This window comes from Peribacillus sp. NPDC097264 (assembly GCF_050277925.1).
Taxonomy (GTDB): Bacteria; Bacillota; Bacilli; order Bacillales; family DSM-1321; genus Peribacillus.
Window position 1 is genome coordinate 243123 of the sequence record NZ_JBNNSR010000007.1, and the last position, 25930, is coordinate 269052.

At 41.6% G+C, this 25930-nt stretch carries 23 protein-coding genes and 1 pseudogene; 12 read left to right on the forward strand and 12 right to left on the reverse strand.

Translation table 11 applies throughout. The features are described 5' to 3' along the window. Positions 1 to 101: 101 nt before the first annotated feature. On the forward strand, positions 102 to 1235 hold the full coding sequence (gene ald, locus ACQKL0_RS13460; RefSeq protein ID WP_402867523.1) for an alanine dehydrogenase: 1134 nt from the start codon (positions 102 to 104) through the stop codon (positions 1233 to 1235). 106 nt (positions 1236 to 1341) lie between these two features. On the opposite strand, the gene ACQKL0_RS13465 is transcribed toward ald, so the two are convergent. After that, positions 1342 to 2709, reverse strand: coding sequence for an FAD-binding oxidoreductase (locus ACQKL0_RS13465; RefSeq protein WP_402955288.1), 1368 nt, complete (start codon positions 2707 to 2709; stop codon positions 1342 to 1344). A gap of 82 nt (positions 2710 to 2791) precedes the next feature. Further along, entirely contained in the window at positions 2792 to 3598 is an 807-nt protein-coding gene (gene proC / locus ACQKL0_RS13470; RefSeq protein ID WP_402955285.1) for a pyrroline-5-carboxylate reductase, read from the reverse strand. A 256-nt stretch (positions 3599 to 3854) separates the two neighbouring features. Between proC and ACQKL0_RS13475 the strand changes: the two genes are divergently transcribed. The 4 genes from ACQKL0_RS13475 (at position 3855) to ACQKL0_RS13490 (ending at position 8416) form a co-directional block, all read left to right on the forward strand. Continuing rightward, positions 3855 to 5423, forward strand: a complete 1569-nt coding sequence (locus tag ACQKL0_RS13475; RefSeq protein ID WP_427688063.1) for an MDR family MFS transporter — start codon at positions 3855 to 3857, stop codon at positions 5421 to 5423. Between the two features lie 108 nt (positions 5424 to 5531). Beyond that, the gene (locus ACQKL0_RS13480) at positions 5532 to 6131 is read left to right on the forward strand and encodes a DNA-3-methyladenine glycosylase (protein ID WP_402955279.1); all 600 of its coding nucleotides are present in this window, start codon (positions 5532 to 5534) and stop codon (positions 6129 to 6131) included. A 615-nt stretch (positions 6132 to 6746) separates the two neighbouring features. Then, positions 6747 to 8084 carry an SH3 domain-containing protein gene (locus ACQKL0_RS13485; protein WP_427688065.1) on the forward strand — a complete coding sequence of 446 codons (1338 nt, stop codon included), beginning with the start codon at positions 6747 to 6749 and terminating at the stop codon, positions 8082 to 8084. After that, complete coding sequence (locus ACQKL0_RS13490) at positions 8069 to 8416, forward strand: hypothetical protein (protein WP_427688067.1); 348 nt, start codon at positions 8069 to 8071, stop codon at positions 8414 to 8416. The genes ACQKL0_RS13485 and ACQKL0_RS13490 overlap by 16 nt, the downstream gene beginning before the upstream one ends. Before the next feature lie 812 nt (positions 8417 to 9228). Here ACQKL0_RS13490 and ACQKL0_RS13495 read toward each other — a convergent pair. Beyond that, on the reverse strand, positions 9229 to 9714 hold the full coding sequence (locus ACQKL0_RS13495; RefSeq protein WP_427688068.1) for a hypothetical protein: 486 nt from the start codon (positions 9712 to 9714) through the stop codon (positions 9229 to 9231). 320 nt (positions 9715 to 10034) lie between these two features. Between ACQKL0_RS13495 and ACQKL0_RS13500 the strand changes: the two genes are divergently transcribed. After that, on the forward strand, positions 10035 to 10466 hold the full coding sequence (locus tag ACQKL0_RS13500; protein WP_427688070.1) for a hypothetical protein: 432 nt from the start codon (positions 10035 to 10037) through the stop codon (positions 10464 to 10466). Between the two features lie 14 nt (positions 10467 to 10480). After that, positions 10481 to 11407 (forward strand): exonuclease domain-containing protein, encoded by a 927-nt coding sequence (locus ACQKL0_RS13505; protein WP_427688072.1) that lies wholly within the window; start codon positions 10481 to 10483, stop codon positions 11405 to 11407. Positions 11408 to 11566: 159 nt separating this feature from the next. On the opposite strand, the pseudogene ACQKL0_RS13510 reads toward ACQKL0_RS13505, so the two are convergent. From ACQKL0_RS13510 to lepB, 3 genes and pseudogenes are all read right to left on the reverse strand, one after another. Then, positions 11567 to 11704, reverse strand: a pseudogene (locus ACQKL0_RS13510) (IS3 family transposase); the annotation flags it as partial. A 541-nt stretch (positions 11705 to 12245) separates the two neighbouring features. Next, positions 12246 to 13292: a nicotinate-nucleotide--dimethylbenzimidazole phosphoribosyltransferase gene (cobT, locus tag ACQKL0_RS13515; RefSeq protein WP_427688120.1), complete on the reverse strand. Its 1047-nt coding sequence runs from the start codon at positions 13290 to 13292 to the stop codon at positions 12246 to 12248. Positions 13293 to 13422: 130 nt separating this feature from the next. Further along, a complete protein-coding gene (gene lepB, locus ACQKL0_RS13520) occupies positions 13423 to 13938 on the reverse strand; it encodes a signal peptidase I (protein WP_427688074.1) in 516 nt (171 codons plus the stop codon). Between the two features lie 167 nt (positions 13939 to 14105). Between lepB and ACQKL0_RS13525 the strand changes: the two genes are divergently transcribed. Next, positions 14106 to 15062, forward strand: a complete 957-nt coding sequence (locus tag ACQKL0_RS13525; protein ID WP_402867515.1) for a bile acid:sodium symporter family protein — start codon at positions 14106 to 14108, stop codon at positions 15060 to 15062. Between the two features lie 128 nt (positions 15063 to 15190). Beyond that, positions 15191 to 15736, forward strand: a complete 546-nt coding sequence (locus tag ACQKL0_RS13530; protein ID WP_402867514.1) for an NADPH-dependent FMN reductase — start codon at positions 15191 to 15193, stop codon at positions 15734 to 15736. Positions 15737 to 15791: 55 nt separating this feature from the next. On the opposite strand, the gene ACQKL0_RS13535 is transcribed toward ACQKL0_RS13530, so the two are convergent. The 3 genes from ACQKL0_RS13535 to ACQKL0_RS13545 form a co-directional block, all read right to left on the reverse strand. Then, a complete protein-coding gene (locus ACQKL0_RS13535; protein WP_402867513.1) occupies positions 15792 to 17672 on the reverse strand; it encodes an adenylate/guanylate cyclase domain-containing protein in 1881 nt (626 codons plus the stop codon). Between the two features lie 356 nt (positions 17673 to 18028). Continuing rightward, complete coding sequence (locus ACQKL0_RS13540) at positions 18029 to 19165, reverse strand: HD domain-containing phosphohydrolase (protein WP_427688077.1); 1137 nt, start codon at positions 19163 to 19165, stop codon at positions 18029 to 18031. A 256-nt stretch (positions 19166 to 19421) separates the two neighbouring features. Next, entirely contained in the window at positions 19422 to 21128 is a 1707-nt protein-coding gene (locus ACQKL0_RS13545; RefSeq protein ID WP_402956018.1) for a methyl-accepting chemotaxis protein, read from the reverse strand. 329 nt (positions 21129 to 21457) lie between these two features. Here ACQKL0_RS13545 and ACQKL0_RS13550 point away from each other — a divergent pair, with 329 nt between their 5' ends. Next, positions 21458 to 21931 (forward strand): MarR family winged helix-turn-helix transcriptional regulator, encoded by a 474-nt coding sequence (locus ACQKL0_RS13550; protein ID WP_402955257.1) that lies wholly within the window; start codon positions 21458 to 21460, stop codon positions 21929 to 21931. A 32-nt stretch (positions 21932 to 21963) separates the two neighbouring features. Further along, positions 21964 to 23199 carry an ABC transporter permease gene (locus ACQKL0_RS13555; RefSeq protein WP_402955252.1) on the forward strand — a complete coding sequence of 412 codons (1236 nt, stop codon included), beginning with the start codon at positions 21964 to 21966 and terminating at the stop codon, positions 23197 to 23199. A gap of 46 nt (positions 23200 to 23245) precedes the next feature. Here the strand turns inward: ACQKL0_RS13555 and yhbH are convergent, their stop codons facing one another. Together yhbH and ACQKL0_RS13565 are read right to left on the reverse strand one after the other, a co-directional pair. Beyond that, positions 23246 to 24415, reverse strand: a complete 1170-nt coding sequence (gene yhbH / locus ACQKL0_RS13560) for a sporulation protein YhbH (protein ID WP_402867508.1) — start codon at positions 24413 to 24415, stop codon at positions 23246 to 23248. Between the two features lie 568 nt (positions 24416 to 24983). Continuing rightward, positions 24984 to 25163, reverse strand: a complete 180-nt coding sequence (locus tag ACQKL0_RS13565) for a hypothetical protein (RefSeq protein ID WP_402955248.1) — start codon at positions 25161 to 25163, stop codon at positions 24984 to 24986. 118 nt (positions 25164 to 25281) lie between these two features. Here ACQKL0_RS13565 and ACQKL0_RS13570 point away from each other — a divergent pair, with 118 nt between their 5' ends. Further along, complete coding sequence (locus ACQKL0_RS13570; protein WP_402955245.1) at positions 25282 to 25491, forward strand: heavy-metal-associated domain-containing protein; 210 nt, start codon at positions 25282 to 25284, stop codon at positions 25489 to 25491. 58 nt (positions 25492 to 25549) lie between these two features. Here the strand turns inward: ACQKL0_RS13570 and ACQKL0_RS13575 are convergent, their stop codons facing one another. After that, complete coding sequence (locus ACQKL0_RS13575; RefSeq protein ID WP_402867505.1) at positions 25550 to 25876, reverse strand: SCP2 sterol-binding domain-containing protein; 327 nt, start codon at positions 25874 to 25876, stop codon at positions 25550 to 25552. Positions 25877 to 25930: the final 54 nt, after the last annotated feature.

The following is a 25930-nucleotide window of genomic DNA, read 5'->3' on the forward strand; positions in this document are numbered from 1 at the left end:
AAAGGCCTCTTTTCCACTTTTCTGATTTCCACATACTAACCTTTTCCAATCGCGTTTATACTTTAGGTAATACTTAAAAGAAACCATTGGAGGTATTTTAGATGAGAATAGGCATTCCGAAAGAAATCAAGAACAACGAAAACCGTGTAGCTATCACTCCCGCTGGTGTTATGGCATTAGCCAATGCCGGACATGAAGTTTTTATAGAAGTAAACGCAGGCTTAGGAAGCAGTTTCACCAATGAATCCTACCAGGAAGCCGGCGCCATCATGGTCGAAGATGCTGCAAGCGTCTGGGAAAGCACGGACATGATCATGAAGGTAAAAGAACCTATCCCATCTGAATATAAATATTTCCGTAAAGACTTGATTCTTTTCACATATCTTCACCTTGCCGCCGAACCGGAATTGGCAAAAGCATTAAAGGAAAATGGTGTATTGGCCATTGCCTATGAAACCGTTTCCGTAAATCGCACACTTCCATTATTAACGCCAATGAGCGAAGTCGCTGGACGCATGGCCTCACAAATCGGTGCTCAATTCCTAGAGAAAAACAACGGGGGTAAGGGTATCCTCCTAAGCGGTGTACCTGGTGTCAAACGCGGTAAAGTAGCGGTCATCGGGGGTGGTATGGTTGGAACGAATGCAGCCAAAATCGCCATCGGTCTGGGAGCGGATGTAACCATCCTTGACTTAAGTCCCGACCGTCTTCGCCAACTGGATGATATTTTTGGAAATCAGTTAACCACTCTCATTTCCAATCCATTCAATGTAGCGGAAGCCGTTAAAGATGCGGACCTAGTCATCGGGGCTGTCCTGATTCCAGGAGCAAAAGCTCCAAAACTTGTCACGGAAGAAATGGTCAAATCCATGTCGCCGGGATCAGTCATTGTCGATGTAGCCATCGACCAAGGCGGTATCTTTGAAACGGTTGACCATATCACAACACATGACAACCCTACTTACGTAAAACACGGAGTTGTCCACTATGCAGTGGCGAACATGCCTGGTGCGGTCCCTCAAACATCGACCACTGCGTTGACGAACGTAACCGTTCCTTACGCATTGCAAATTGCCAATAAAGGCGCTGTAAAAGCCATTCTTGAAAATGAAGCCCTTGCAAAAGGGGTAAACGTGGCCAACGGTGAAATCACGTTTGAGGCTGTCGCGACGGACCTTGGATATAACTACGTCAATGTAGTAAGTGCCTTGGATCAAAATAATATTAATGCCTAAAATGATAAGCTCCAGTGACGTTCATGACGTCCTGGAGCCTTTTTTGTATTTGTATTTTTCTACACGCACCAGAACATGATCATTTTCGACCCACCGTTATGTGTGATCAGTCTTCAAATACTTTGCCAGGATTCATGATGCCTTTCGGGTCCAAAGCCTGCTTGATCGTTTTCATCACTTCGTATGCAGTGCCGTGCTCTCTCCGCTGATATTTTCTTTTCCCAAGTCCTACTCCATGTTCCCCCGTACACGTACCGCCTTTGGTTAGTGCGTATTCGACAATCTCCTCATTTATCCGCTTTGCTTCCACCACTTCCTCTGGGTTACTAAGGTCCACCATGAACAAGACATGATAATTCCCATCACCCACGTGACCGACGATCGCACCTTCCACTTTCGATTGTTCGATCTTTTCCCTCGAATCCAAAATGGCATGAGACAATTCGTTCAAAGGCACGCTTACATCAGTTACCATCAATTTTTTGCCTGGTGCACTATGGATGAATGCATAAGCAAGATTATGGCGGGCTTCCCACAATTCGTTACGCGCTTTCGAATCCGTTTCAAACTGGATATCTTCACACCCTAAATCCCGGACAATTTCCTTTGCGAATGTCACATCCTGCTCAAGCCCGGCTGCATTCCCGTGAAACTCCAAGAATAATGTAGGTTTTACATCATAGGACTTATCCAAGAACTGATTTACCTTTTTCATAGATTCCGAGTCCACTAGCTCGATTCGTGCGATGGGAATGCCGGCAACCATGATGCCATTCACGGCTGCCACCGCAGCTTCGACGGTTGGAAATGAGGCCCTCCCCGCCATCGTCACTTCCGGGATCCCGTAGACCTTTAACGTTAATTCGGTAAATACCCCTAGCGTGCCTTCCGAACCGACAAATAAACCATTCAAGTGAATCCCGGATGAAGATTTTGCCGCTGAACTTCCGGTATGTATAATTTCCCCGTTCACAAGCACCACTTCCATATCCCTAACCTGATCCCGCATGATCCCGTATTTAACAGAAGTCGTCCCACTTGCATTCGTTGCCGCCATCCCACCTAATGTTGCGTCGGCACCTGGGTCAACCGAGAAAAAGAGCCCGTATTTTTTCAGTTCTTTATTCAATTGTGTCCGTGTTACTCCCGGTTGGACCTTCACTAAAAAATCGCCTGCGCTGATTTCAAGCACCTTATTCATCAAGGATAAATCAAGTGAGATCCCTCCGTTTACAGGGACTACATGCCCTTCCAAACTCGACCCCAAACCAAAAGGAATGATTGGGATTCCTTGCTCATTGGCGTACCGTACGACAGCACTCGTTTCTAAGGCATTTCTCGGATAAACGACCACATCCGGTAACCTTGGCGCATGATACGATTCATCATGACTATGTTGTTCCAGTATCGTTTCATTCACGGATATTTGTCCTGCCGGTAAAATGCTTCTTAATTGTTCAATATGTTCCTTCATGTCTTTTCCCCCTGTTTTTTAACGAAATATTCTGATTAAAGTTCCCGGGAAGTTACCCATTTGTCAGGCAAATTCCCTTCTCTCAGTGATTGATTCCCTTTGTTTTATCCGTGCAGGCCTTCATCGCCTCCAAAACGCTTGCCCTGAACCGATTCTCTTCCAAAGTGGCAACGGCCGCAATCGTTGAACCACCCGGGGTACACACATCATCCTTCAACGCTCCAGGATGCTTCTCCGTTTCAAGTACCATTTTAGCCGCGCCTAAAACAGCTTGGGCAGCCATCCGATAAGCTTGCTTCCTCGGGATACCATCACGTACACCGCCATCCGCGATGGCTTCGATGAACATGTATACATAGGCGGGTGAAGATCCACTGATTGCCGGCACCGCATCCATCAGATGTTCTTGGATGAGCTCCGTTTTTCCAAAGCTGTTCAATAGTGTTGTGACTTCCCTTATGTCGGCAGTATCGATTTCATCATTCATACTGATTACTGTCATGCCTTCCCCTACTAGTGATGGAGTGTTCGGCATCGTCCTTGCGACCTTCACCCGTTTTCCGATGCCCTCTTCGATTTGTGACGAGGTGATTCCAGCGGCCATCGTAACGATCACAACATCTTCTTTTATATAATCCTTCACTTCAGATAGCACCCGCTCGTGCATGGACGGTGGAATAGCAAGGAAAAGCATATCGGCAAATCCTGCCACTTCCTTATTGTCCAAACACCCTTGCACTCCATATTTTGAAGTGACTTTAGTCAAGGTCCCTACACTTGCCGTACTGACCATGATCATTTCTGAAGATACGACGCCAGAACGAAGCATGCCTCCCAGCATCGCCTCTCCCATTTTACCGCATCCAATGAATCCAATTTTTTTATTCATATTTCCCACTTCCAATCATAACTTCATTTAGTATCTTATTATAACGGATTCAGAAATGAGAAACATGCCCAAGACTTCCTAGTGTGTGTAAAAGAAAAATATCACGGGATCCATTCCTTTAAGATTCCATCCCAATCAAGTGATTTTTTTAGCGAAAAATATGGATTGACTATATAGTCAGAAAAAGTTTATAATTTTGGCCACTTAGTCAATATCTTACAATGTAGATTGAACTTTACAAGAATGGAGACGCGAAATGGACATGGAGAAAAAGTCAATCAATACCAAGCTTGTCTTGACCGGATTGATCATCGGGATGTTTTTCAGCTCATTGGAGCAAACGATTGTCGGTACAGCAATGCCGACGATCATCGGGGAATTGAATGGCTTCACCATCTTCGCTTGGGTGACGACCGCCTATTTAATTGCCTCCACCACCGTCGTTCCTATCGTCGGGAAATTATCGGATTTATATGGCAGGCGTTCCCTTTACCTGCTGGGAACGATCATCTTTACGATTGGCTCCTTTTTATGCGCCACCGCCACTTCAATGGAGCAGCTCATCATTTACCGTGGCCTTCAAGGAATCGGGGGCGGGATGATCATGCCCTTATCCCAGACCATTATCGGAGACATTTTCACAGCTGAACAGAGAGCTAAATGGCAAGGTGTTTTCGGGGCCATTTTTGGATTAAGCGCCGTTATCGGTCCATTTTTGGGTGGACTGATTGTAGACCATATTAGCTGGCATTGGATTTTCCTCATCAATGTACCAACCGGTTTATTATCAGCAGGAATGATTTACGTCGGATTAAAGCATGAAACCATCATGAAAAAAGAGAACGTTCACATCGATTATCTAGGGATTTTCACCTTAATCCCTGGCATCGTGTTGCTTTTGTTGGGCTTGACCTTCGGAGGTGATAAGTTCGAGTGGATGTCGATCGACTCTATATCCATCTTTGGAAGCACCCTCGTTTTCCTTGCCCTTTTTGTGGTGTTTGAAAGAAGGGCCATTGAACCGATCCTGGATTTATCCCTATTTAAAAATAGGGTATTTGCCACCACGAACATTTTAGGGTTTCTACTGGGCCTTGGCATGTTCGGGGCCATCATGTTCGTTCCGCTTTTCATGCAGGGCGTGCTTGGCGTGTCACCGACTAAAGCGGGTTCGACCATGACCCCGATGATGATCGGCATGATTCTCGCCAGTATCGTCGGGGGCCGGCTGCTGTTAACCTTCCGCTTTCGTACGGTGCTTACCTCCGGAATGTTTTTTGCAACGCTTGGATTCATCCTCATGAGTACGATGGATGGTGAAACCAATATCCTGACCGCCTTTATTTTCATGGCAGTCCTTGGAGTGGGAATGGGGCTAGTCATGCCGACGTTGATGATTGCCGTTCAGAATGAATTCCCAAAGTCGCAGCTTGGTTCGGTCACCGCAGCCTCTACCTTCTTTCGTTCCATTGGCGGAACGATGGGGATTACGATCTTGAATGCCGTCATGAACCATCATCTTCAACAAAATATGGATGATGCCGTGCTGAGCGAAAAGAACCCTGTACTGCATGAAGCCTTGAAAGGGCTAGCCAATCAGACAGATAAGCTATTCAATATCATGCTTTATCCTGAAAACCTGAAACTGCCGGAAGAAGCCTGCCAAGTCCTGATCAAGACGATTGAACATGCTTGGATCGATGCCTTTTCCAGTGTCTTCATTACCGGTGTCTTTTTTATTTTTGCCGGAATATTGGTCGCTCTTTCCGTGGGGCCGGGTAAAATCAAGCGGGATCAGGAAATGCAAAGCGATAGGAGCCTATAAGCTAATGGATCGGCTGCATGCGTAGTCGATTTTTTCATTTTGTATCCTGAGGTTTCTTTTTCTTCGATAAGGGAATTTTAACTGTAACCTACTTATTGGAGTGATACGATGCAAAAAGAACCTACCATCCCATCCATTTTGCCACCGGAATTTTACAACCAGCCCACGATTGAGCTGGCCCAATCCCTTTTGGGTTGCCTGCTTGTGAAAGGGACCCCGGAAGGAACGGCTGCTGGTTTTATCGTCGAAACCGAAGCCTATATGGGGGCCATAGACAGGGCTGCTCATAGCTTTGGCAATAGAAGGACGAAGCGGACGGAAGTCATGTTCGGTGAGTCCGGCATGATTTATACATATTCCATGCATACCCATACCCTTGTGAATGTCGTGAGTGGCGGTCCCGAAATTCCGGAAGCCATCTTGATTCGGGCAGTGGAGCCCTATGTGGGAGTGGAATTAATGCATGAAAGGCGTGGTCTTTCTGATGTCCGCAAACTGACGAATGGACCCGGGAAGTTATCCAAGGCACTTGGCATCACGATGTCTGATTATGGACATATGTTTACAGAACCCCCACTTTATCTTGCTTCCGGCAAACGACCCGATCACATTTCAAGCGGACCCCGTATCGGCATCGGGAACTCGGGGGAAGCGAAAGACTATCCTTGGCGCTTTTGGGTGACCGGCAGTCCTTTTATTTCACGCTAGCATGTCAAAAGCGAATGCAGAGAAATTGCGGGTGAAAGCTAAGCTTTGAAAACCTTGAAATGTCCCGATTAGCACAAAAAACGGTACGGCACACATTTCTTTTCGCCTGCTGGCTTCCCCACGCTTTTTTTGCCTCTCTTACCACTTAAATGGCCAGAGTCATTCTTTATTGAAAGAAACATTCTCAAGCAAAGCCAGTGTCTACCTGCTAAAAGTACATTGGCTATTCCCTTCATCTTCCCTCACCCACTTTACCGCTTACTCCCAATCCACCCATTCACCTCCCTTTTTGATTCGTGATGTGTTCAATTCACTGGTCTTCACCGTCTCAAGGAAATGTTTGTAAGACAACCAGTCTTTTAGACTAGCAATACTTAAAATCCATGAAACTTTAGAACTCACAATTTAACATTTTTTTGAACAAAACCTCTTAAATATGTTATATTATGTCGAGACGTGCTTTAAATGGAAAAAATATCGGCTGAAATAAATGGAGGTGCCTTTCGAACAATCATAATCTTTGTTGCCATTTTTATAATAACGATCAATTCATAACTGACTGTTATTATTAGTCATTTTCTTTGTGCGTCCTTATAACTAAGGAGGTCACCCATTATGTTTAAAAAAATCCTACTACTTACAATGGCCGTATTCTTCATAACGACCACTTCACTCAGCCCTTCGCTTAAGGTCAATGCTGCAGAATCCAATGACACGGGAATCATTCATAATATAAACAGTGCCAATGTCTATAAAGGGCCTGGTAAGGCTTATGGGACAACGGGCGGAAAAGTGCGAAAAGGGGAATTGGTGACAATCATCAAAACCTCCGGCAACTGGACGTATTTCCAAAGTAGCGATGATTATGGCTGGATTGCGTCAAGGTTTGTACAGTCTTCTCTTGGTGAAGCTGTACTGACAAACGGAAAAGCTTCACATCTTCTTTATTCTGGACCTGGAACATCATTTGGGAAAGAAGGATCTTCAAAAGCAGGTACTACAACCATCCTATTTGAAAAGACCGGCTCTTGGCGACATATTTATGTAAATGGTCAGGAAGCATGGGTAGCTGAGAAATACATTCAGCCTACATACGGTGTAGGAAAGGTCAAAGCTAGTTATGTCAATTTGTATAATGGAGCCGGCAAGAAATACGGTACGTCTGGGAAATTGAGCAACGGTAGTGTTGTCGCATATGCAGAAGTGAAAAATAATTGGCGTCATGTGTTTGTAAACGGAAAAAACCACTGGATTTGGAACGCTCACTTGACTAACACCGATTATGATACCCTTTCACACCAAAATGTCATTGCGAAAAGTTATGCCAACCTATATAAAGGACCAGCCAAAAGTTCTGGTGCTAAAACAAAAGTTACCAATGGCACAGCCCTTGTTTCGTTAGCAACGATGGGAAATTGGACATATATCCAAACCTCATCAAATGAAGGGTGGGCTTGGTCAGACTCTCTTGTAGACACGACTGCTACCGCAAAAATCACTGGTACGAGTTCGGCTAAAATCTACAAATCTCCTAATAAGAGCGGCGGAACCACAGGTAAAACCCTTGCGAAAAATAAAACAGTTGCCATTAAAGAGCTGAAAAACGGATGGCGCTCTGTGAGAAGCAGCAATACAACGGGTTGGATTGAAGCTAAGTACATGAAGGAAACGATGAAGATTCCCTCAAAATCTGAGGGTGTTTCTCAATCTATATATAATGTAAATGTATATTTATCTGCCACAAAGTCATTAGGAACGATTGGTCTTATCCCAAAAGGGTCTTCCGTGAGCTATTTTCAGGAGAAAAATGGTTGGAGATACATCCAGGCTGGTAATCTTCAAGGCTGGGTTTGGGATAATTCTCTATCCACCGTCTCACCATTAAGCGGACTTAGCATCATTATCGATCCAGGTCATGGCGGAACGGACCCCGGGCAGTGGGTAATGGTCTGAAAGAAGCCGAACTCACTCTAGATATAAGTGAGAGAGCCCAAAAATTATTTGATAAAACACCCATTCATACGATCATGACCAGAACCTCAAAGACAAGCAGTGTCACGGCGGGAAGTAAAATTTCCACCATGGTGATTCAAAGAAAGATAGAAAGCTCACTGGAAGAGGAGGCCAATGAGTCTTGGTCCAAGTTACCAGAGGATCAGCGTCTTAAGAGGATAGGCTTTTTCAGGAAAGACATCGATTTGGAGAAAAAGGATAAATTTGTACGGGATTATATCAATGAGCATTTTGTGGACCGGTTGAAAAAAGAGATGGAACTTGATCAGTAAGTTATGAATCTCAATAAAGAGTGAATATTATAGTCCTAAAAGTAACCCTGAATTTTGACCAATTTCGGCCAATTCAGGGTTACTTTTAATTTCGTTATTCCGGTAAAGAGGTTAAACCTTATTTCCATTTAATCTTTAATTAACTGGAAAAGATGTATCACCGGAAAGGGATTATTGGTTAGTTAGAACACAAGGAGGAACATATTACAAGAGCTTTAGAAACAATGATTATGTTGCTATCTCATGGAATGAACTAGATGAGGTTATTTTTAAAAATACCTCAGAAGAAGAATGGTTAACAACTGATCGAGTATTAGATTTTTATAAGAATAAGTTTGAAAATGATGAAGAAAAATTAAAAGAAAATATAAATCAAAATATACATGAGGCTACTAAATTCCATGCTTTTTTAGTCAAAAAAACAAATGAAAAGATTGAAGGAAAAACAGCTAAATATGTTGAAGAATTCCATAAAAAAAAGAAATCAAAAAAATTACTTGATGAATTAGATAATTACTCTTATTTGTCCGGTAAATGAAAAGCCCTAGCTTAACACTAAAGCTTTTTGTCTTTTTCTTAATTTGTTTATGGGTGGAACCTTGTAACTTTGATATAATAGAAAAAGAGCCAGGATTCTCCGTCCTTAGCTCTTGTTTGGTGTACCCGTTAAAGTACTTTTGTTTGGGGATATCATATGAATCTAGGATTGATGCAAAAGATTTTAAGGAAGTCCTCGAAAGGCTTACTAAAATAAATTCGAATGAACTTAGAAAGAAATAAAAAAAGCTGAGGTGCTACGTAATGGCAGCACCTTACTTGTATTTGTTAACCAAGTCGAGGATAGCAATTTCGATGATATCGGATTTATTAAATTTCTGTTGGTCTGCGGATCTGTCCAGCAAAGCCCCCACTTTCTCATTTATGACAATCGTCTTCCGTACTTTCTTACCCTTTTCTAAAGTGACAATCCTCTGATAAAGATCCTCTCTGCTCCTATGGTTATCTGGTTTTGCATCAAGTACATATGCCCTTATGAGTTCCTTTAATATCGCAGTTTCTTCTGGTGTGAAATCTATTTCACCTTCATTTCTTCCTCTATTCACGTCGAATACAAAAGGTTGCGAAATAGAGGGTGAAGTCTCTTTCACCTTGGGTGAATTGTTCTTTGATTCAACGAATTCAAAGACTGATTTATAAAGAGGCTCTTCCGCATCACCTATGTAGTACCACCCCTTTGGACCGGAGTTTCGATACTCATATCCGGCACTGTGTAATACAGATTTAACCTTTTTTACCAATGCCAACTTTCTCTTTTGCAACCTTGGCAATGGTGTTTCCTGTTACAGACAATTCTTCTAATACCTCTTTTATCTTCATGCTTCACATTCCTTTCACACTCATATGAATCGTTATATCACATATTCTTTACAGTCGTGTGAATACCCTTTTATAATTCTATGGTAGACGACAGCGTTGGTATATTTAGGATTTTCACTAGTATATTAACAGAAGTAATCCATAACATTATTTGATAAGATGTAATGAAGAATTAAAAATATATATTCGAGTTACCATATTTAACCAAAAGTATAATAAAATAAAAAAGGGGTGATTGTTTATGTTACAAAATAGATTGAATGAATTGAATAGCGCTATTTTAAATATTGAAGGTGAAAAGGTTTATATAACTGGTTTCACTCGTGAGGAAATGTTGCAACGGTATTTAGAATTAGGCAGTCAATGCTTTAGCTCTAAAGGTATGTATGATTATCAAGACTTGGAATTTCATAATATAAAAAATGATGCTTTGATTATTGTTAGAAAAGATACAAAAGAAATTGGTAGACATCAATATAAATCGTTATTTAAAGATATGGTTCAATTTAAAGATGCTGAAGAAAAGCTTATTTCTCTTACATTCACAATTAGAAAAAGTATATACAGTGTTCATTATCACTTTTTAACAGAGAAGTTATCTTTACTGTTTGAAAATAAGGCTGAATTGGATAAATATCTGCTAGAAAAATTTAATTACAGTCGTTCTTATTGATGGGAGGGAGAATATTGGATTTTATAACAATAGATTTTGAGATTGCTAACTATGATTATAACAGTGCCTGTTCAATGGGATTGGTTTTCGTTTCTAACAATGAAATCGTTGATAAAAAACATTTTTACATTCAACCGCCAACGCTAGATTTTCATCCGGCTATGGTTGATGTTCATGGAATTACGGCTGAACATGTAAAAGATGCAAAGAAATTCGATGGAATCTGGGAGGAAATAAAGGATTTTTTTAATTATTCTAATGTATTTGTAGCGCATAATGCTCAGTTTGATATGAGTGTATTACATGTTTGTTTGAAGGAATATAATTTAGACTTACCAGATTTCACTTACATCGACAGTATTCCTATTAGTACAAGATCTTGTAAAGGGAAAGGTGTAGGAAATTCATTAAAAGATAGATTAGATCATTTTGGAATATCGTTAGAGAATCATCATGATGCGTTAGCGGATGCGGTTGCTACTGCTGAATTAGTAATTCATTGTGTCAAATTTAAAAAAAGAAATTCACTTGAAGCTTATTGTGGGACATATCGAAGTATTTTAATTAAACGTTTTTTAGAATTAAATCCAAATAAATCGTTTCAGAAAAGAAAAAAATTCAATAAAATAAATGTAAATGAAGTTGAGGCGAGTGTAGAAACTTTTAATGAAACACATATTTTCTTTGGAAAATCTTTTGTATTTACTGGAGAACTTCAAAGTATTGAACGGAAAACCGCAATGCAAAAAGTAGTCGATTTAGGCGGTGTTTTAAAATCAGGTGTTAGCAAAAAAGTTAATTATCTTGTCGTAGGACAACAAGATAATTCGTTGATTGGAGAAGGTGGACTTAGTACCAAAGAGAAAAAAGCCTATGTTTTAATTGAACAAGAAGTCGATATAAAAATTCTGAATGAAGATGATTTTTTAAAACTCTTATAAATTTTAAAAGAGAGTACTATAATGGGCACTCTCTTTATTTTTGTCTTAAAAATTGTTTTAAGTTCTTTATATCCAAATTGTTAAATTATTACACTCATGTGTTTACTAAAATACAAAAATGGATTTGAGTCAATATTTTGGACACGCAAAAGTTAAATCTTAAGCTGGATTCCTAATTTGATCTTCAATCGCTTGTGGGGTTTGGTACCCCAAACTACTCTGAATCCTTTTTCTGTTATACCATCCCTCAATAAATTGGAACACCGCTAATTTTGCTGTATGGAAGTCTTGATATTGTACGTGGTTCATGGACTTTGCTTCAGCAAACAAGAAGTCTGACGATGATGTCTTTGTCAGCGTCCATATTAATGCCGGTGGCGGCATGGCGGCGAAACGTACTATTATAGTTCGTATAGCAGAGCTGCGGTCAATCCATACAATGCCGATAGCAAACTTCTAGCCCAAAAAATCCAGGCTAGATTAATAGATTATATGGACTTTTAAAATAGAGGGACAAAAGAAGCTAGCTTCTATGTTCTCAAATACAAATTCCATGCCAGCAACGCTTGTGGAGGCCGGTTTCATCGATAATGCTAGCGATGCAGCCAAACTGAAACAAACCTATTATAAATAACAGGCTGCCAAAGCGATCTATCAAGGTACACTTGATTATTACAAAGCAAAAGGATTCAATGTCGACGCTTATAATCTATAAATGATCGGACAACCTAGCCCGGACTCATGGACATTCACATGTTCATGATCCGGGTTTCTTTCTATCCATTTTGTTTTTCTCAAAAAATTAGAGGCCTCCATCAAGAAGGCCTCTTTGTTTTCATTATTTATTGGATACCCCTGCTGATTCAAATGTTGCCATTTCTTTTACGACCAACGTCGCTGCCTGAAGAATGGGAAATGCAACCGCAGCACCGGTTCCTTCCCCAATCCTCATGTCCAATTGGAGAATCGGCTCTTTACCAAGCCATTCTATGGCCGTTCTGTGGCCAGGTTCTGCCGATTGATGGCCAACGAACATATAATCAGCACAACGATTCGAAATCAAGTTTGCAATCACACCAGCCGTTGTCGTAATGAACCCATCCAGCAAAATCGGTATTCGTTTGTTGGCTGCTGCAAGCATCGCCCCTGCCATACCGGCAATCTCGAGTCCACCGATTTTCATTAAAATATCGATTGGATCTTTCGGATTAGGATTTCTTAATGCAATGGCCTCTTCAATGATTCTTTGTTTATGTATGATTCCTTCACTTTTCAGGCCGGTCCCCTGACCTACTAGTGATTCCACGCTTTTTCCACTAACGACCGAGATGATGGCAGAACTCGCTGTCGTATTGCCAATTCCCATTTCGCCAAGGATCAAACATTTCGCACCTTGCTCGATCATGGCCTCTGCCCGTTCATACCCGACTTCAAGCGCTTGGTTTACTTCTTCTAGCGTCATCGCGTCCTCTTTATAAAAGTTTCGAGTTCCGCGACGAACTTTCCTTGACGTCAATTCGGGTGCTTCAATATCCGCATCAATCCCGATATCAACAATGTCAAAGTAAGCGGATATCGCACGGCTGAATACATTGATTGCCGCTCCGTTATTAAGGAAATTGAGCGCCATTTGTTCGGTCACTTCTTTTGGATAAGCGGATACCCCTTCATCCGTAATCCCATGATCTGCCGCAAATACGATCACGCCTGGTTTAGACACCTCCGGAAAGGCCTCGCCTGTCATCTTCGCCAGTTCGATAACCAATTCCTCAAGCCTTCCCAAACTTCCCTGCGGAACAGTCAGCGAATCCACGTACCCTTTCACTTGCCTTCCCATCTCTTCATCCAACTTTGAGATGGATAGAGCGGCTAGCCCATTCTTCATCATTCAAAAAACCTCCACATATCAAATAAAAGACCTTACCCAATGGAAAAGCCCTTTACCTATCATCTTCTAAAAGTTCGAATTAGTCTATACTATCAATAGGATTCTTTTTAACCAACAAAATATCATGTCATTGAGGGGCACCCAGTTCATTCAAAGGGAAGAAACGAAACTCCACTTTCCCTACAAGTGAATCTTCGCGGATGACACCGAACCTTCTGCTATCCCAACTATGCCTGCGATTATCTCCCATTACGAATAAAGTCCCTTTTGGAACTTTCACGTCGAAATTCTCAGTCAAGTTTTCATCAGATTGGATTTCCTCTTTTTTTGATTCCACGTATGGTTCCTTATATTGTTTCCCATTTATGTAAAGCACGTCATCCTTCATTTCCACACTATCGCCCGCAAGTCCGATGACTCTTTTAATATAATCTTTTTCTGCATCCGGAGCGTGAAATACAACCATATCAAAATGCTCGATGTTTCCGAATTTCGTAACGACAATCCGGTCATTATTTTCGTAAGTGGGCTCCATGGACTCACCTTTTACAGTCACTGGAACAAATAAAAACTGACGACAAATGAAAACGACGATTAATGCAATAAGTACCGATTTCACCCAAGAAAAAAGTTCTTTTTTCATGAAATCCCCTTTCGCTCCAAAATATTAGTCATTAAAAATATTTTACTAAACTGGTTTATTTTTGTATATACACAAGTGTGATAAGCTAAGGATTTTTGTTCCGATATTCATTGTTTGGAATATGGTACACTTAAAAACGAAGAAATTAAACGGTAGGAAGTGGATGGATGTCGCTGCAGTCAATCAATACATATTTAAATAGAGCCATGCCATTCATCACACCGATAAGCGTTGTCATCGGTGTCTTGTTGGCCGAACGGCTAACCGATTATACATTTTTGGTTCCATGGATTTTTGCTTTCATTACCTTTACAGGTAGCCTAGGCTCCAATTTCAAATCCTTGAAACGAGCAATCTATCATCCTTTACCCATTTTCATAGTATTAATGATCCTGCATATCCTCATGCCGATTTGGGCCTGGGCCCTCGGGCACCTGGTGTTTCAAGGGGACGCTTTCACGATTACCGGATTGGTCCTTGGTGTCGTCATTCCAACCGGAGTCACCAGCATCATCTGGATCACCATTTATAAAGGGAATGCCGCGCTTGCTTTGACGATTATCCTTATCGACACCCTTCTTTCCCCCTTCATTGTGCCTTATAGCGTTTCACTTTTTGGGGGAGGCACGATTGAAATGGAGATATGGCCCATGGTGAAAGGCCTGATCGGGATGATCGTTATACCTTCGATGCTTGCGATGTTCTTGAACCAGGCCACAAAAGGGAAAATAAAAGAGGGGCTTGCCCCCCGTCTGGCTCCTTTTTCCAAACTAAGCGTAGGGATTGTCGTAATCTTGAACAGTTCAAAAATCGCACCCTACCTGACCCATTTCAACGAGAAACTACTGGTCATGGCACTCTTGGTACTCTTCATCGCCGCTTCAGGCTATGCATTTTCCTGGTGGATTGGTAAACTACTACACTGGGAAAAAGAAGACGTCATTACCTTGACCTTTACCGGGGGGATGCGCAATATCAGTGCCGGTGCAGTCCTTGCCACCACCTATTTCCCTGCAGCCGTTGCCGTGCCCGTGATTCTCGGGATGCTCTTTCAACAAATGCTTGCATCCGTTTTCGGCTATTTCCTTGATAAGTATTACCATCGAAGGGTAAACGAGGCATAGATTTTTTATCTCTTGAATGGAGACATTCGAGCAAAGCATATGAGCGTCTCTTTTCCCTTTCAATAAAATAACAATTATACTATTAATGAAGAATCAGCTCGTGCAAATAAATAATAGGAGGTTTTATGATGAAAGTTGTTGCCATCGTTGGAAGCATTCGAAAGGAATCTTATAACCTGAAACTCGCTAAATACATTCAAAAGCGGTATCAAGATAAATTCGAACTTGAAATCTTGAACATTCGGGATCTACCATTTTTCGACCAGGATATCGAAAACGACCCGCCAGTCGTTGTGAAAGAGTTTAAAAACAAAGTGGCCCATGCGGATGCGGTCTTGTGGGTGACCCCTGAATACAACGGGACAGTGCCAGGCGTGTTAGTCAATGCGATTGATTGGATGTCTCGTGTGGATAAAGTCTTGATTGGTAAACCATCGTGGATCGTCGGGGCTTCCATGGGGAATTTGGGGACGGTTAAGGCCCAATTGCATTTACGGGATATCTTATTTGCCGCAGGCGTCTCGTCTCCGCTTCTTCCTGGAAATGAAGTGTATGTAGGGGCCGTGCATGAAAAAGTCGATCAAGAAGGCAACCTGACCCATGAACCGACTGTACAGTTTTTGGATATGGTCGTCGAAAATTTCATTACTTGGTTTAACCATCATAATCGGTAATACTCAGCCTGAAAATCCCAGTAGTCTTCATTTTACTGGGATTTTTTTGTATTTGTTATATATCACTCACTTCTTCATTCTGTACGATAAGGGAGCCTGGTACTCTTTTTTTTAGCTGAATTAACGCCACATCATCATTGATTCCTTTTAGAGAAGCCTTGAATGGAATTATCTCAAACCTTTCGAGCCCCATGATGATTGCTTGCATTTTTTCATTTTGAAGGGCATCCTCACTAAGCACTAAATCATGACCGGCGCTTTGACCTTGTACGCGTGCAGCCATATTCACAGTCCTTCCAAAGTAATCCAATCGATCATTCGAATTCACGGCAATCGCTGGGCCACTATATAAACCTAGTTTCAAGACAATGGGATCACCTACCGTGGCATTGAACTCTGACACATGTTCTTGTATTTGAATGGCGGCTTTCAGGGCATCCTCCGGCAGATGAAATACCGCCATCACGGCATCTCCGATTGTCTTGACGACACCCCCGGAATTCTTTGAAATCCAATGGCTCAGAAATTCGAAATGCCTGCGAACCTGCCCGTAGGCGTCTGCATCCCCTATGCTTTCGTATAAGGATGTCGATCCTTGAAGGTCGCTAAATAAAATGGTCACGCTCTCGATGCCAACCTGCTGCCCGGGGGATAATACTTCAGACGAAAACAGGTCCCGGAATTCCTGCAAAGAGGTGACCCAAGCAGCTGTTACGACTTCTTGGTTCCATTCGGCTTTTTCCATGACAACGACGATATCCGACGAACTTTCATTGGATATCATCATTTCATCGTTCTTTAGATTATATTGTTCTCCGCTTCTATGCCAACCGTTGTCCTCATATGTATAGGCCATCCCCTTAATATTTTCATCTTCCGGCCATTCATCGAATGTAACAATATGATTCGCCTGCAACACGCGTATCCTCATTTTCACAAAACCATCGGGAAGAGGGAAGGCAAAGGAATCCCCCTTTTGTATTACCCTTTGCATGTGTACATGCGGGGTGATCATCGGCCCGCCTACACAAAAAACCAGGTCATATGCTTTCCTTATGGATGGATGCACGGAAAAATTCAGTTCCACATATTTACCGAAGTCCGCGTTATAGTCAATTCCGCATAAATCACAATGAAATTGACCTTTCAGCTTTGATAAAGTCGTATATTCCACCTTGGAGACACGGCAATTCGGGCAAATCAGGTTCCAGCTTAAATTTAAGAGGCCCGCTTTTGTTGCGTAGAGAAAAAGACGCAAGACCTCTAGTGGCTCCGCTCCCCATTCGCTTGCAACTTTATAAGGATTCATCTTGACTACATCATTGCTTTCGCCATCCCTCAATAATCCATGCAACTTTATCCTATAATCCGGGTTAACAGGTGCTTCATCAAGCAGCGTTTCTAAGCGATTCAATTCCTCAAGATTTACTTGTCCTACTGATTTTTTCTGATAGTGGATTTTTTCAATGGTACCGTTGGCCACTAGCATCTGCTCGTCCACATACCGGATCGTGTTTTTCATTGATTTGATTCCTATGAGGGGGATCGCCGCCAAACCCAATAGATTACGAGGAGTAAATTCACTCTTGATTGAGACCTTGCATCCATTTTCGTATATCGTTGATTCCAAAAATTCAAAAGTGGTTACCAACTTAGTAAAAGGACCTTTTTCGTATATGCGTTCAAAGGTATATTGTTCATTTTTCACCCACTGAAAGGGATATTCCTTCCACAAGATATCGACGAATCCAGCTACCTTTGCTATTGCATCTCGATAAAAAATCCCACCTTGCTTGTTTTCCACTTTACCGAATTCGACAGGGAATAAACCAATGAACCGGTTTAAGCGATCATTGTCCCCCAACACCTTCCAAACGAAGGACCTAGATAAAGGAAAATCTTTTTCGATGCTATATTTTCTTATAAAACGTTCCATTCCCTGTTCCCCCTTTATGAAAGATAAATCGCTATGGCCAGTAGAATGATATGGAAGATTTCATCGACCATGATCGATAACCAACCCTGGATCTTCATCGGCCATTTGGATATTCCTCCCCCAGAAAGAGACGAAGGTTTGCCGATCCAATACGATATGTCCGAAATAGATGACTGTGAGCCCCCAAAGTAAGATTCCTCCTGCCAATAGACCGAATAAAAAAACGATGAAGTAAGACAGTCACATGCGTGAATAGAGGAATCCACTTTGTGGCTTTGTTGCTAGCCATCCACCGGGTCTGAAACAGAAAGTCCCCCCACGAAATGCCCAATCAGCATGAAATCAAATGGATTCATTTACCTTCCCTCCAATGCATGTCCCTCTTCTATCGTTATGTATTTCCGCTCTTCCAAGGCGGTCAGAAAAGCAATAACCAATGCTTCATCGAAATGTGTATCCTTGCATGTCATCAGCTCTTTTGCCGCTTCATGGTAACTAAGTCCCTTGTTATATGGTCGATCCGTCGTCATCGCATCGAATGTATCGGCAATTCCGACGATTTTCGCAAAGAGAGGGATTTCCTTTCCTGCCAATTGATCAGGGTATCCACTTCCATTCAGCCTTTCATGATGGTATCTTGCCGTTTCCACCGCATTCATGATTGTTCTTTTTGGCTCCATGGTCGACAAAATATCCGCGCCGATTTCAGGATGCTTTTTTATGATCTCGTATTCTTCATTCGAAAGTTTAGTAGGCTTTCGTAGAATTTCATCGGGGATACCGATTTTCCCAATGTCATGAAGCAAGGCCGCTTTATACAATTCCTCACATGTTTTGGTATCCAAGCCGATTTTTAGAGCCATCCATTTAGAATAAGTGGCCACCCTTTCCGAGTGACCGGCAGTATATGGGTCTCTCTTATCCAGGGTTTTGGCAAGCGTGCGGATCATGCTTAGATTAATATTTTGAATTTCCTCGAACATTTGGCTATTGTACAGTGCCAATGCTGACTGGTTGGCTAAAACGAGGGCCATTTGGGCATCTTTCCTAGTGAAATTTTGGCCGTTCTTTTTATTAAGAAGCTGCATGGCACCAATCGCTTTCCCTTTTGCAATTAACGGAACCGTAAGCATGGACTTGGTGGTAAAACCGCTATCCTTGTCCACTCTCGGTGCCCAAGCCGGATCTGTTGATACATCAGAAATCAACTGTAGTTTTCCTGAACAGATCACTTTTCCGACGATTCCCTCATCCATTTTCAATTCTACTTTGAGAATGTTAGAGGAAGTCGGCCCATATACGGCAGTGGCTTTTATCACATCACGATCTGAATCTGTCACCCATAACGTACCTGCTTCTGCATCCAAAAGCTTGGCCATCTGGAGAATGATATTCTGAAAGACAACCTTCACATCTAAATCTGAATTCAACTCCTTGAAAGCATCTAAAAGATTTAATAATTCATTTTCCATATACCTAGTTTCTTCACTCATTTTTGATCCTTTCATCTGGCCGAATTTTCATTACATATATTAAAAGAGTGGATTTCACCTCTATATCTATGATTCTTTCCGTGATTTTCTCAATGACATTCTTCATCCCAACGTCCATTCATTATCAATTTATTCCATAATATCGGCTGTTTATTGTTTTTATTTATCTATTCCCTGCCGAGCTTCGTACTTGAAAACAAACCGCTAATAGAAATGCCATCCCTATGAAGTGTAGGGATGGCGGAGCTGGACGTTTTTATAGTTTGAACGTACCTAATAGTTCCTGTAAGTCACTGGCCATCCTCGAAAGATTATTGGAGGCAGAAGCTATTTCTTCCATGGATGCCAATTGTTCTTCCGTGGCGGCTGCAACGTTTTGACTATGACCTGTTGCATTTCTTGCAATGGTCGTGATGCTCGTTAAATTGGTTAAAACCTCTTGAGCGCTATCTGACATTTGCTCGGAAGTTGCGACCATTTCTTCGATTTGATCACTCGAATCCCTAATCGAATCCAAGATGACTTTGAAACTTTCCTCTGTTTTCGAGACGATACCAAGTCCCTCTTTCACGTCCAATTTGACTTGGTTGATGGATTGATTGGATTTCATCATGTCTTCTTGAATTTCTTTAATAAGTTCAGCGATTTGAGTCGAAGAGTGCTGAGACTGTTCAGCCAGCTTACGGACCTCATCAGCGACCACGGCAAACCCTTTCCCGTGTTCTCCTGCCCTAGCTGCTTCGATGGCCGCATTCAATGCTAACAGGTTCGTCTGATTCGCTATCTCTGTAATCGCTTTTGTTATTTCGCCTATTTCCTGAGACCTTTTATCCAGTGATTGAATCGCTTCTCCACTTTTATCAACTGATTGGGAAATCGTCTGAATCTGTAGCGCCGTTTTATCAACGAATTCGCCACCCAATTTCGCTTGCTCAGCGACATGTAATCCAGACTTCGCAATGGCATGGGAACTTTCTGCCATATGATGAATGGAAAGCGATACTTCCCCTAACTCCGTCGAACTTTCCTCAAGGCTTGCTGCAGAGCTGCCGGCTCCATCCGCTATCATTTGGATGGCACTGGAGATATCCGCCGTTGCCTTACTTGTTTGTTCAGCACTTGCTGTCAGCTCTTCTGACGAGGCAGCCACCTGATCGGATGTGTGGAATGCCCCCTTCATCATATTTCTAAGATTGCTTACCATTTCATTCATTGATTTGGCAAGAACCCCCACTTCATCTTTCGTATCAATATCCGATGTTTGGGTTAAATCTCCTTTTGAGATATCCACGACCAATTGCACGACCTTATTCAACGGTTTCGATATCACCTGAGAAATAAAATAGCCTAGAGCAATACTAAGCAATACTGAAAAAATGATAAGGATATATGTAGTACTCTTAGTATGGGTGAAGGAATCATTGGCGCTTTTATAAGCATCACGGGCCAATTCATCCGTCATGATATTTAGCTCCTCAATCTTTATTTCCAATTGGTCGCCCTTCCCTTTGTTTTCTTTTAATGTTCGGAGGAATCCTTCTATATCATTCGCCTTCCCTAATGCCATATTTTTTTCCGTCAGGACATAAAAATCCGCCAGGGCTATCTTGTATTCTTCAACAAGGCTTCTTTCAGAAGCATTCATATTACTGCTTTCAAATTTCTTCGTTAATGCATCAATTTCGTCCATCTTTTCAAGGATTACCTGCTCACCCGCTTCTTTTTCTGCAGGCGTTTTTGCGACAAATGCCAAATTACGGACACCGATTCGAATATCTTGATACGCAACCTCGATTTCATTAAGATATTGCTGGGGCACAAGCTGGTCATGATACATGGATTCAAGATCATCGTTAGAATGACTTAGATTCGTTAATCCGTATATTCCGACAGCTCCTAGAATTATGCTCATTAACAAAAATGCCACAATCAATTTTACTTTTATCTTCAAGTTCCTATACATCTTCACTTTATTTCCCTCCGTATACTATTATTATTCTTAAAACTCTCCCCTTTTAGGTATAAAGTCCTTCATTCTTTTCTTATATCGGCACTTCAAGAAATTAGTTAATGCAACCAGCACACTCACATTATAATTTTATTTATAACTGCTCCTAGGAAAAGACCATTACCCATCATTTCTTAGGAGAGTTTGTGAACGCTTACACAATAAACTTTGATGATTCAAAGCACTTTATAATATTTTCCTTATTATCAGCGGATTTAACTCCTTTACAACTTAGAATATTTAAAGTATTATTGACTTTATCGCTTTTAAGGAGTTGTGTTTTTTTGGAGGAGAATAAAGGGATTACAGTCGACATGTTAATAAGTGTTTATAATGATTTGGCCAAGAAAATGGCAAACAATCGGTTAAAGGCATTCGCCAGCCATTTGAGAAAACAAGAGTTGACGCTCAATCAATATTCCATATTAAGCTATATCGAACGGAAGAACGCTTGCTTATCGATTCAATTGGCACAGCATTTAAACTTAAAAGCAGCATCGATCACTTATTTAGTCGATTCTCTTGAGAAAAAAGAATTGGTTATACGGGTGGAAAACCCTTTGGATAAAAGGAGTCAACTCATCCAATTAACGGATGCTGGATATAGCGTCGTTTCTTACTCTGTAGATAACTCCCATGCTTCTAAGATATTTGAGGAAATGGATCTGGAAGACAGGGAAGTGCTGTACTTAATGGTAAAAATCATGAATAAAAAGGTATTTTCAAAGGCAGAATCAAATGACCGACTTGATGACTGACCCGTTTCACTAGTTTGAGGAGAATGATTGATTTGAAGAAATTATTAAAAATTAAAATGACCTGGTTTCCCATCTGGGCGGTACCCTTGCTAATGCTAAGCATGATATGCATCTATTTGCCCGTATTCAGTGGAGCCGATCCAAAATTGTCCAACTTTCCGTTAATCATCGTGAATGAAGACGAACAGTTCACCTCTTCTGCATTCGGTAAAAGTCTGCTAAGTAACCTTTCCAAAGAAGTAGACGGGCATTCCTTACAATGGTCTGTGGTGACAAGCAAAGAAAAAGCAATCGATCAAATTAAGGATGATAATGCTTATGGAGCCATCGTTATACCTGAAAACTTCTCAGCTTCCATTAACGAATTGAAGGGTGGCTTCATTTCAGGGGAGACGGATGGAAAAGCGGCCGAGGTGGAAATCTTGATCAATGAAGCTGGTGGTCAGATGGCTACTGCAGTTGCTTCTAATGTGCTACAAACGATGGCATCATCAGCATCCGATGGCCTAAGCGGCCAAATTAAATCCGCATTGGTTTCAAAAAATATGCAAGTATCTCCACTTTCAACTTCTGTATTAGATCAACCCATCCACTATACATCAACCAATGTCCTTGGATTGCCAGCCAATTTAAATAAAGGGATGACCCCCTTCATGATTGTGCTGATTACATCAATAACAGGACTGCTGGGTGTACAAATGATAAATGGCTATATTAATAAAATCAGTGAAACTCTTAACTCAAAGGGACACACGATCAGCAACACAAAAATTCTCATTACAGAATTGCTCTTCGGTTTAATCGTAACACTACTGGTTTCAGCCATGCTTCAACTCGCTGTGTTCGGATTTTTCGGGAGTGTGCATTCCATTGGCATATGGCCAATATTCTGGTTTACCTTGTTAAGCAGTATGACGATGTTCCTCATGTTTAAAGTAATCAGCCTATTCTTTGGCAAATGGGGAATGCTTATAATGTTCCCGCTCAACATCATGGGTATTTTCGGCAGTGGTGGGGCGGTTCCTATCGCAAACCTACCGGATTTCCACCGTATCGCAAGCATCTTCCTTCCAACGAGGTACATGGTCGATGGAATGAGGTCGTTGCTTTACTATGGTGGTAATATGCAAGCCAGCCTTGGTACGGCATTATGGGTCATCTCCAGCTTATTTGTTGTATTCCTAGGCATCTGTTTAGTTGTAACACTTACCACCCATAAGAAAGATTCTTCAAAAGCTAAGCTGGAACCCTCTCTCGTAGAGGCCTAAAGCCAACAAAGAAAAAGAAGCCATCACAGGCTTCTTTTTCTTTGTTTTACGCGTATTTCTTACTTTCTTCTTCCTTGAAAAAGCTCTTCATCGCATGGAATACATCGGCCTTTTGCTTAAGGATATAATGCCTGAATTTTTCATTGTCAATGTTCTTATAGGCAGTCATGAGGGTGGAATGGCGGTTATACTGGTTGACTTCGCCATAACCGAACATATTGGAGACCTTCATGAGTTCTTCCACGAGCTTGACGCACCTGGCATTATCGGATGTGAGGTTGTCACCATCGGAAAAATGGAACGGGTAGATATTGAATTTCACAGGGTCATATTTATGATCGATAAGTTCTAATGCTTTACGGTAGACGGATGAACAAATCGTTCCACCGCTTTCCCCTTTTGAAAAGAAATCCTCTTCAGGCACAACTTTCGCTTCGGTGTGATGGGCAATGAATTCTATCTCGACGGTTTCATATTTTGTCCGTAAAAAGCGGTTCATCCAAAAGAAGAAGCTCCTGGCCATATATTTTTCCCACAGACCCATGCTTCCTGATGTATCCATCATCGCCAGCACGACCGCTTTGGAATCCGGCTTTTCGACCTCATTCCATGTCTTGAATTTGAAGTCTTCCTTATAAATGGGATGAAAGCCTGGATCGCCGCTTAAGGCATTCCGTTTGAAGGCCGATATCATCGTTTTCTTTTTGTCGATATTCCCCATCAAGCCGGTTTTCCGGATATCATTGAATTCAATATGCTCAAGCGTATGCTCCGCATGTTCCTTTTTCTGAAGGTTCGGCAGCTCCAATTGGCTAAACAATGCTTCCTCCAACTCCATCATCGACACTTCGGCTTCATAATAATCCTCGCCCGCCTTGTCCCCAGCACCTTGCCCTTTTCCGGAACCGGCATTCGATGGCGATCCATCTCTTGCAATGACATCCCCGACTTTACTATCCCCGTCCCCCTGACCGACATGTTTGTTTTTATCATAGTTATAGCGGATTTTATATTCATCCAAGGAGCGAATCGGGATTTTGATAACATCCTTACCATTGGACATCACGATGCTTTCTTCAGAAATCAAATCAGGCAGATTATTCTTGATAGCCTCTTGCACCTTTTCCTGATGGCGTTGTTGATCATCATAGCCTTTCCGATGGAGGGACCAGTTTTCCTCTGAGATCACGTATTGTTTATTATTCTCTTCTGACATTCTCTTCCCCCCTTAAAAATGTTTGCACGCTTTTCATCATTCCTTCATATAATAAATTAGTGTGAGAAAGCCCACAGCAACACAGGTTTAGCTATTCAAATATACAATTCGAGAAAAATCGGATAAAAATAAAAGTATTACTCTATCCTATGCAGCGGCGAAGGATAATTTACACAAAAATTCATTAATGGTTGTTTTGCCCAAAAATAAGACGGGTTCCTACGCGATAAAAGAAATTGGACATGCTTTGCGGCTGTCCCAGGTCAACAGGGAAGGATAAACCTGAACAACAAGAAACTCAATATCCTCAGTGAGTGACCGGTGCTAATGAAATGATATAAGCGGGCGGAATCGTTGTTTTAGAGAGAAAACAAAGAGAATGAAGTAGTTACGTTACGGGTTATTAAGATTTGAAGGATCTATAAAAGGAGGAGTTGCAGGGGATGTCGATCTCCCATCCCGATCAATGCGGTTTTTCGATAGGCATTGACACAAATAAAAGGGCATCCTGTAACTTCCTTGGATACCCTTTTTTACATGGATGGAACGATTTCAATGGCACGCCTTTTCACTCTTTTTTTTCCTCGACTTCATGTTGGACGGTACCTGGTCGTTTATCCCATTCCTTCAGTTCTTCGTTCGTTCTCTGCCGTTCCATTTGCTTCCCAAGTTCTTTCATCTCGTCTAAGTCTTTCGCCATCGAACTGTTCTCTGGAACATGTTCTCTTTTCAATTCTTCTTTACTCATTTTATATCACCTCTACCTTATTGATACCCTATATTTCCAATTTTCAAACCGTACATATGTCCAATGGATAAAGGGTATAGATAATCTATATGGAAAAAATCCAGGAGGTGAATGGAGCATGGAAACCACTACACTCTATGTGAGGGAAGCGACAACCGAGGGCCCAATTTTAAATTTAGAGTCCATCCTATTGAGTACGGAAGGCGTCGAGCGTGCCATCATCGATGTGGATGACGGCGAAATCAAAATCGAATACCGCGAAGACAAGTTATCACCAAGCCAGCTCGTCACACTCATCGAACAATACGGATTAAATGTCACTGAATAAAAGAACCCACAACACAAAAAACACCGAACTCTCCCAAGAACGGCAGAGTTCGGTATTTTCATTTATAACGTTTTACAATTTCCTGCAGTTTCAATGCCAAAGCGATGTTTCCGTCTACCTTTAGGCCACCTGTCATAAAAGCGACCGTTGTATTTAAATCGTCCTTTAATAACTTGGAGAAATTCTTCTCTGATAATTTCAATGTCACTTCTGGATCATTTGTCGTACCTTCGATCACTTCAACTTGTCCATTATTAATCAACAGCTGAACCGGTCCAATCTCTTCAATGTTGAATTGATACACACGATTTTCCTCGTTTTGGATATGCTCCGGATTACTGTTGATTTTACCAGCCAATTCATTCAATTCAGCGATTACACTCATTTGAAATCCCTCCATCAACCTTTTTATGATTGCGCTTACAAAACAGAAAAAACC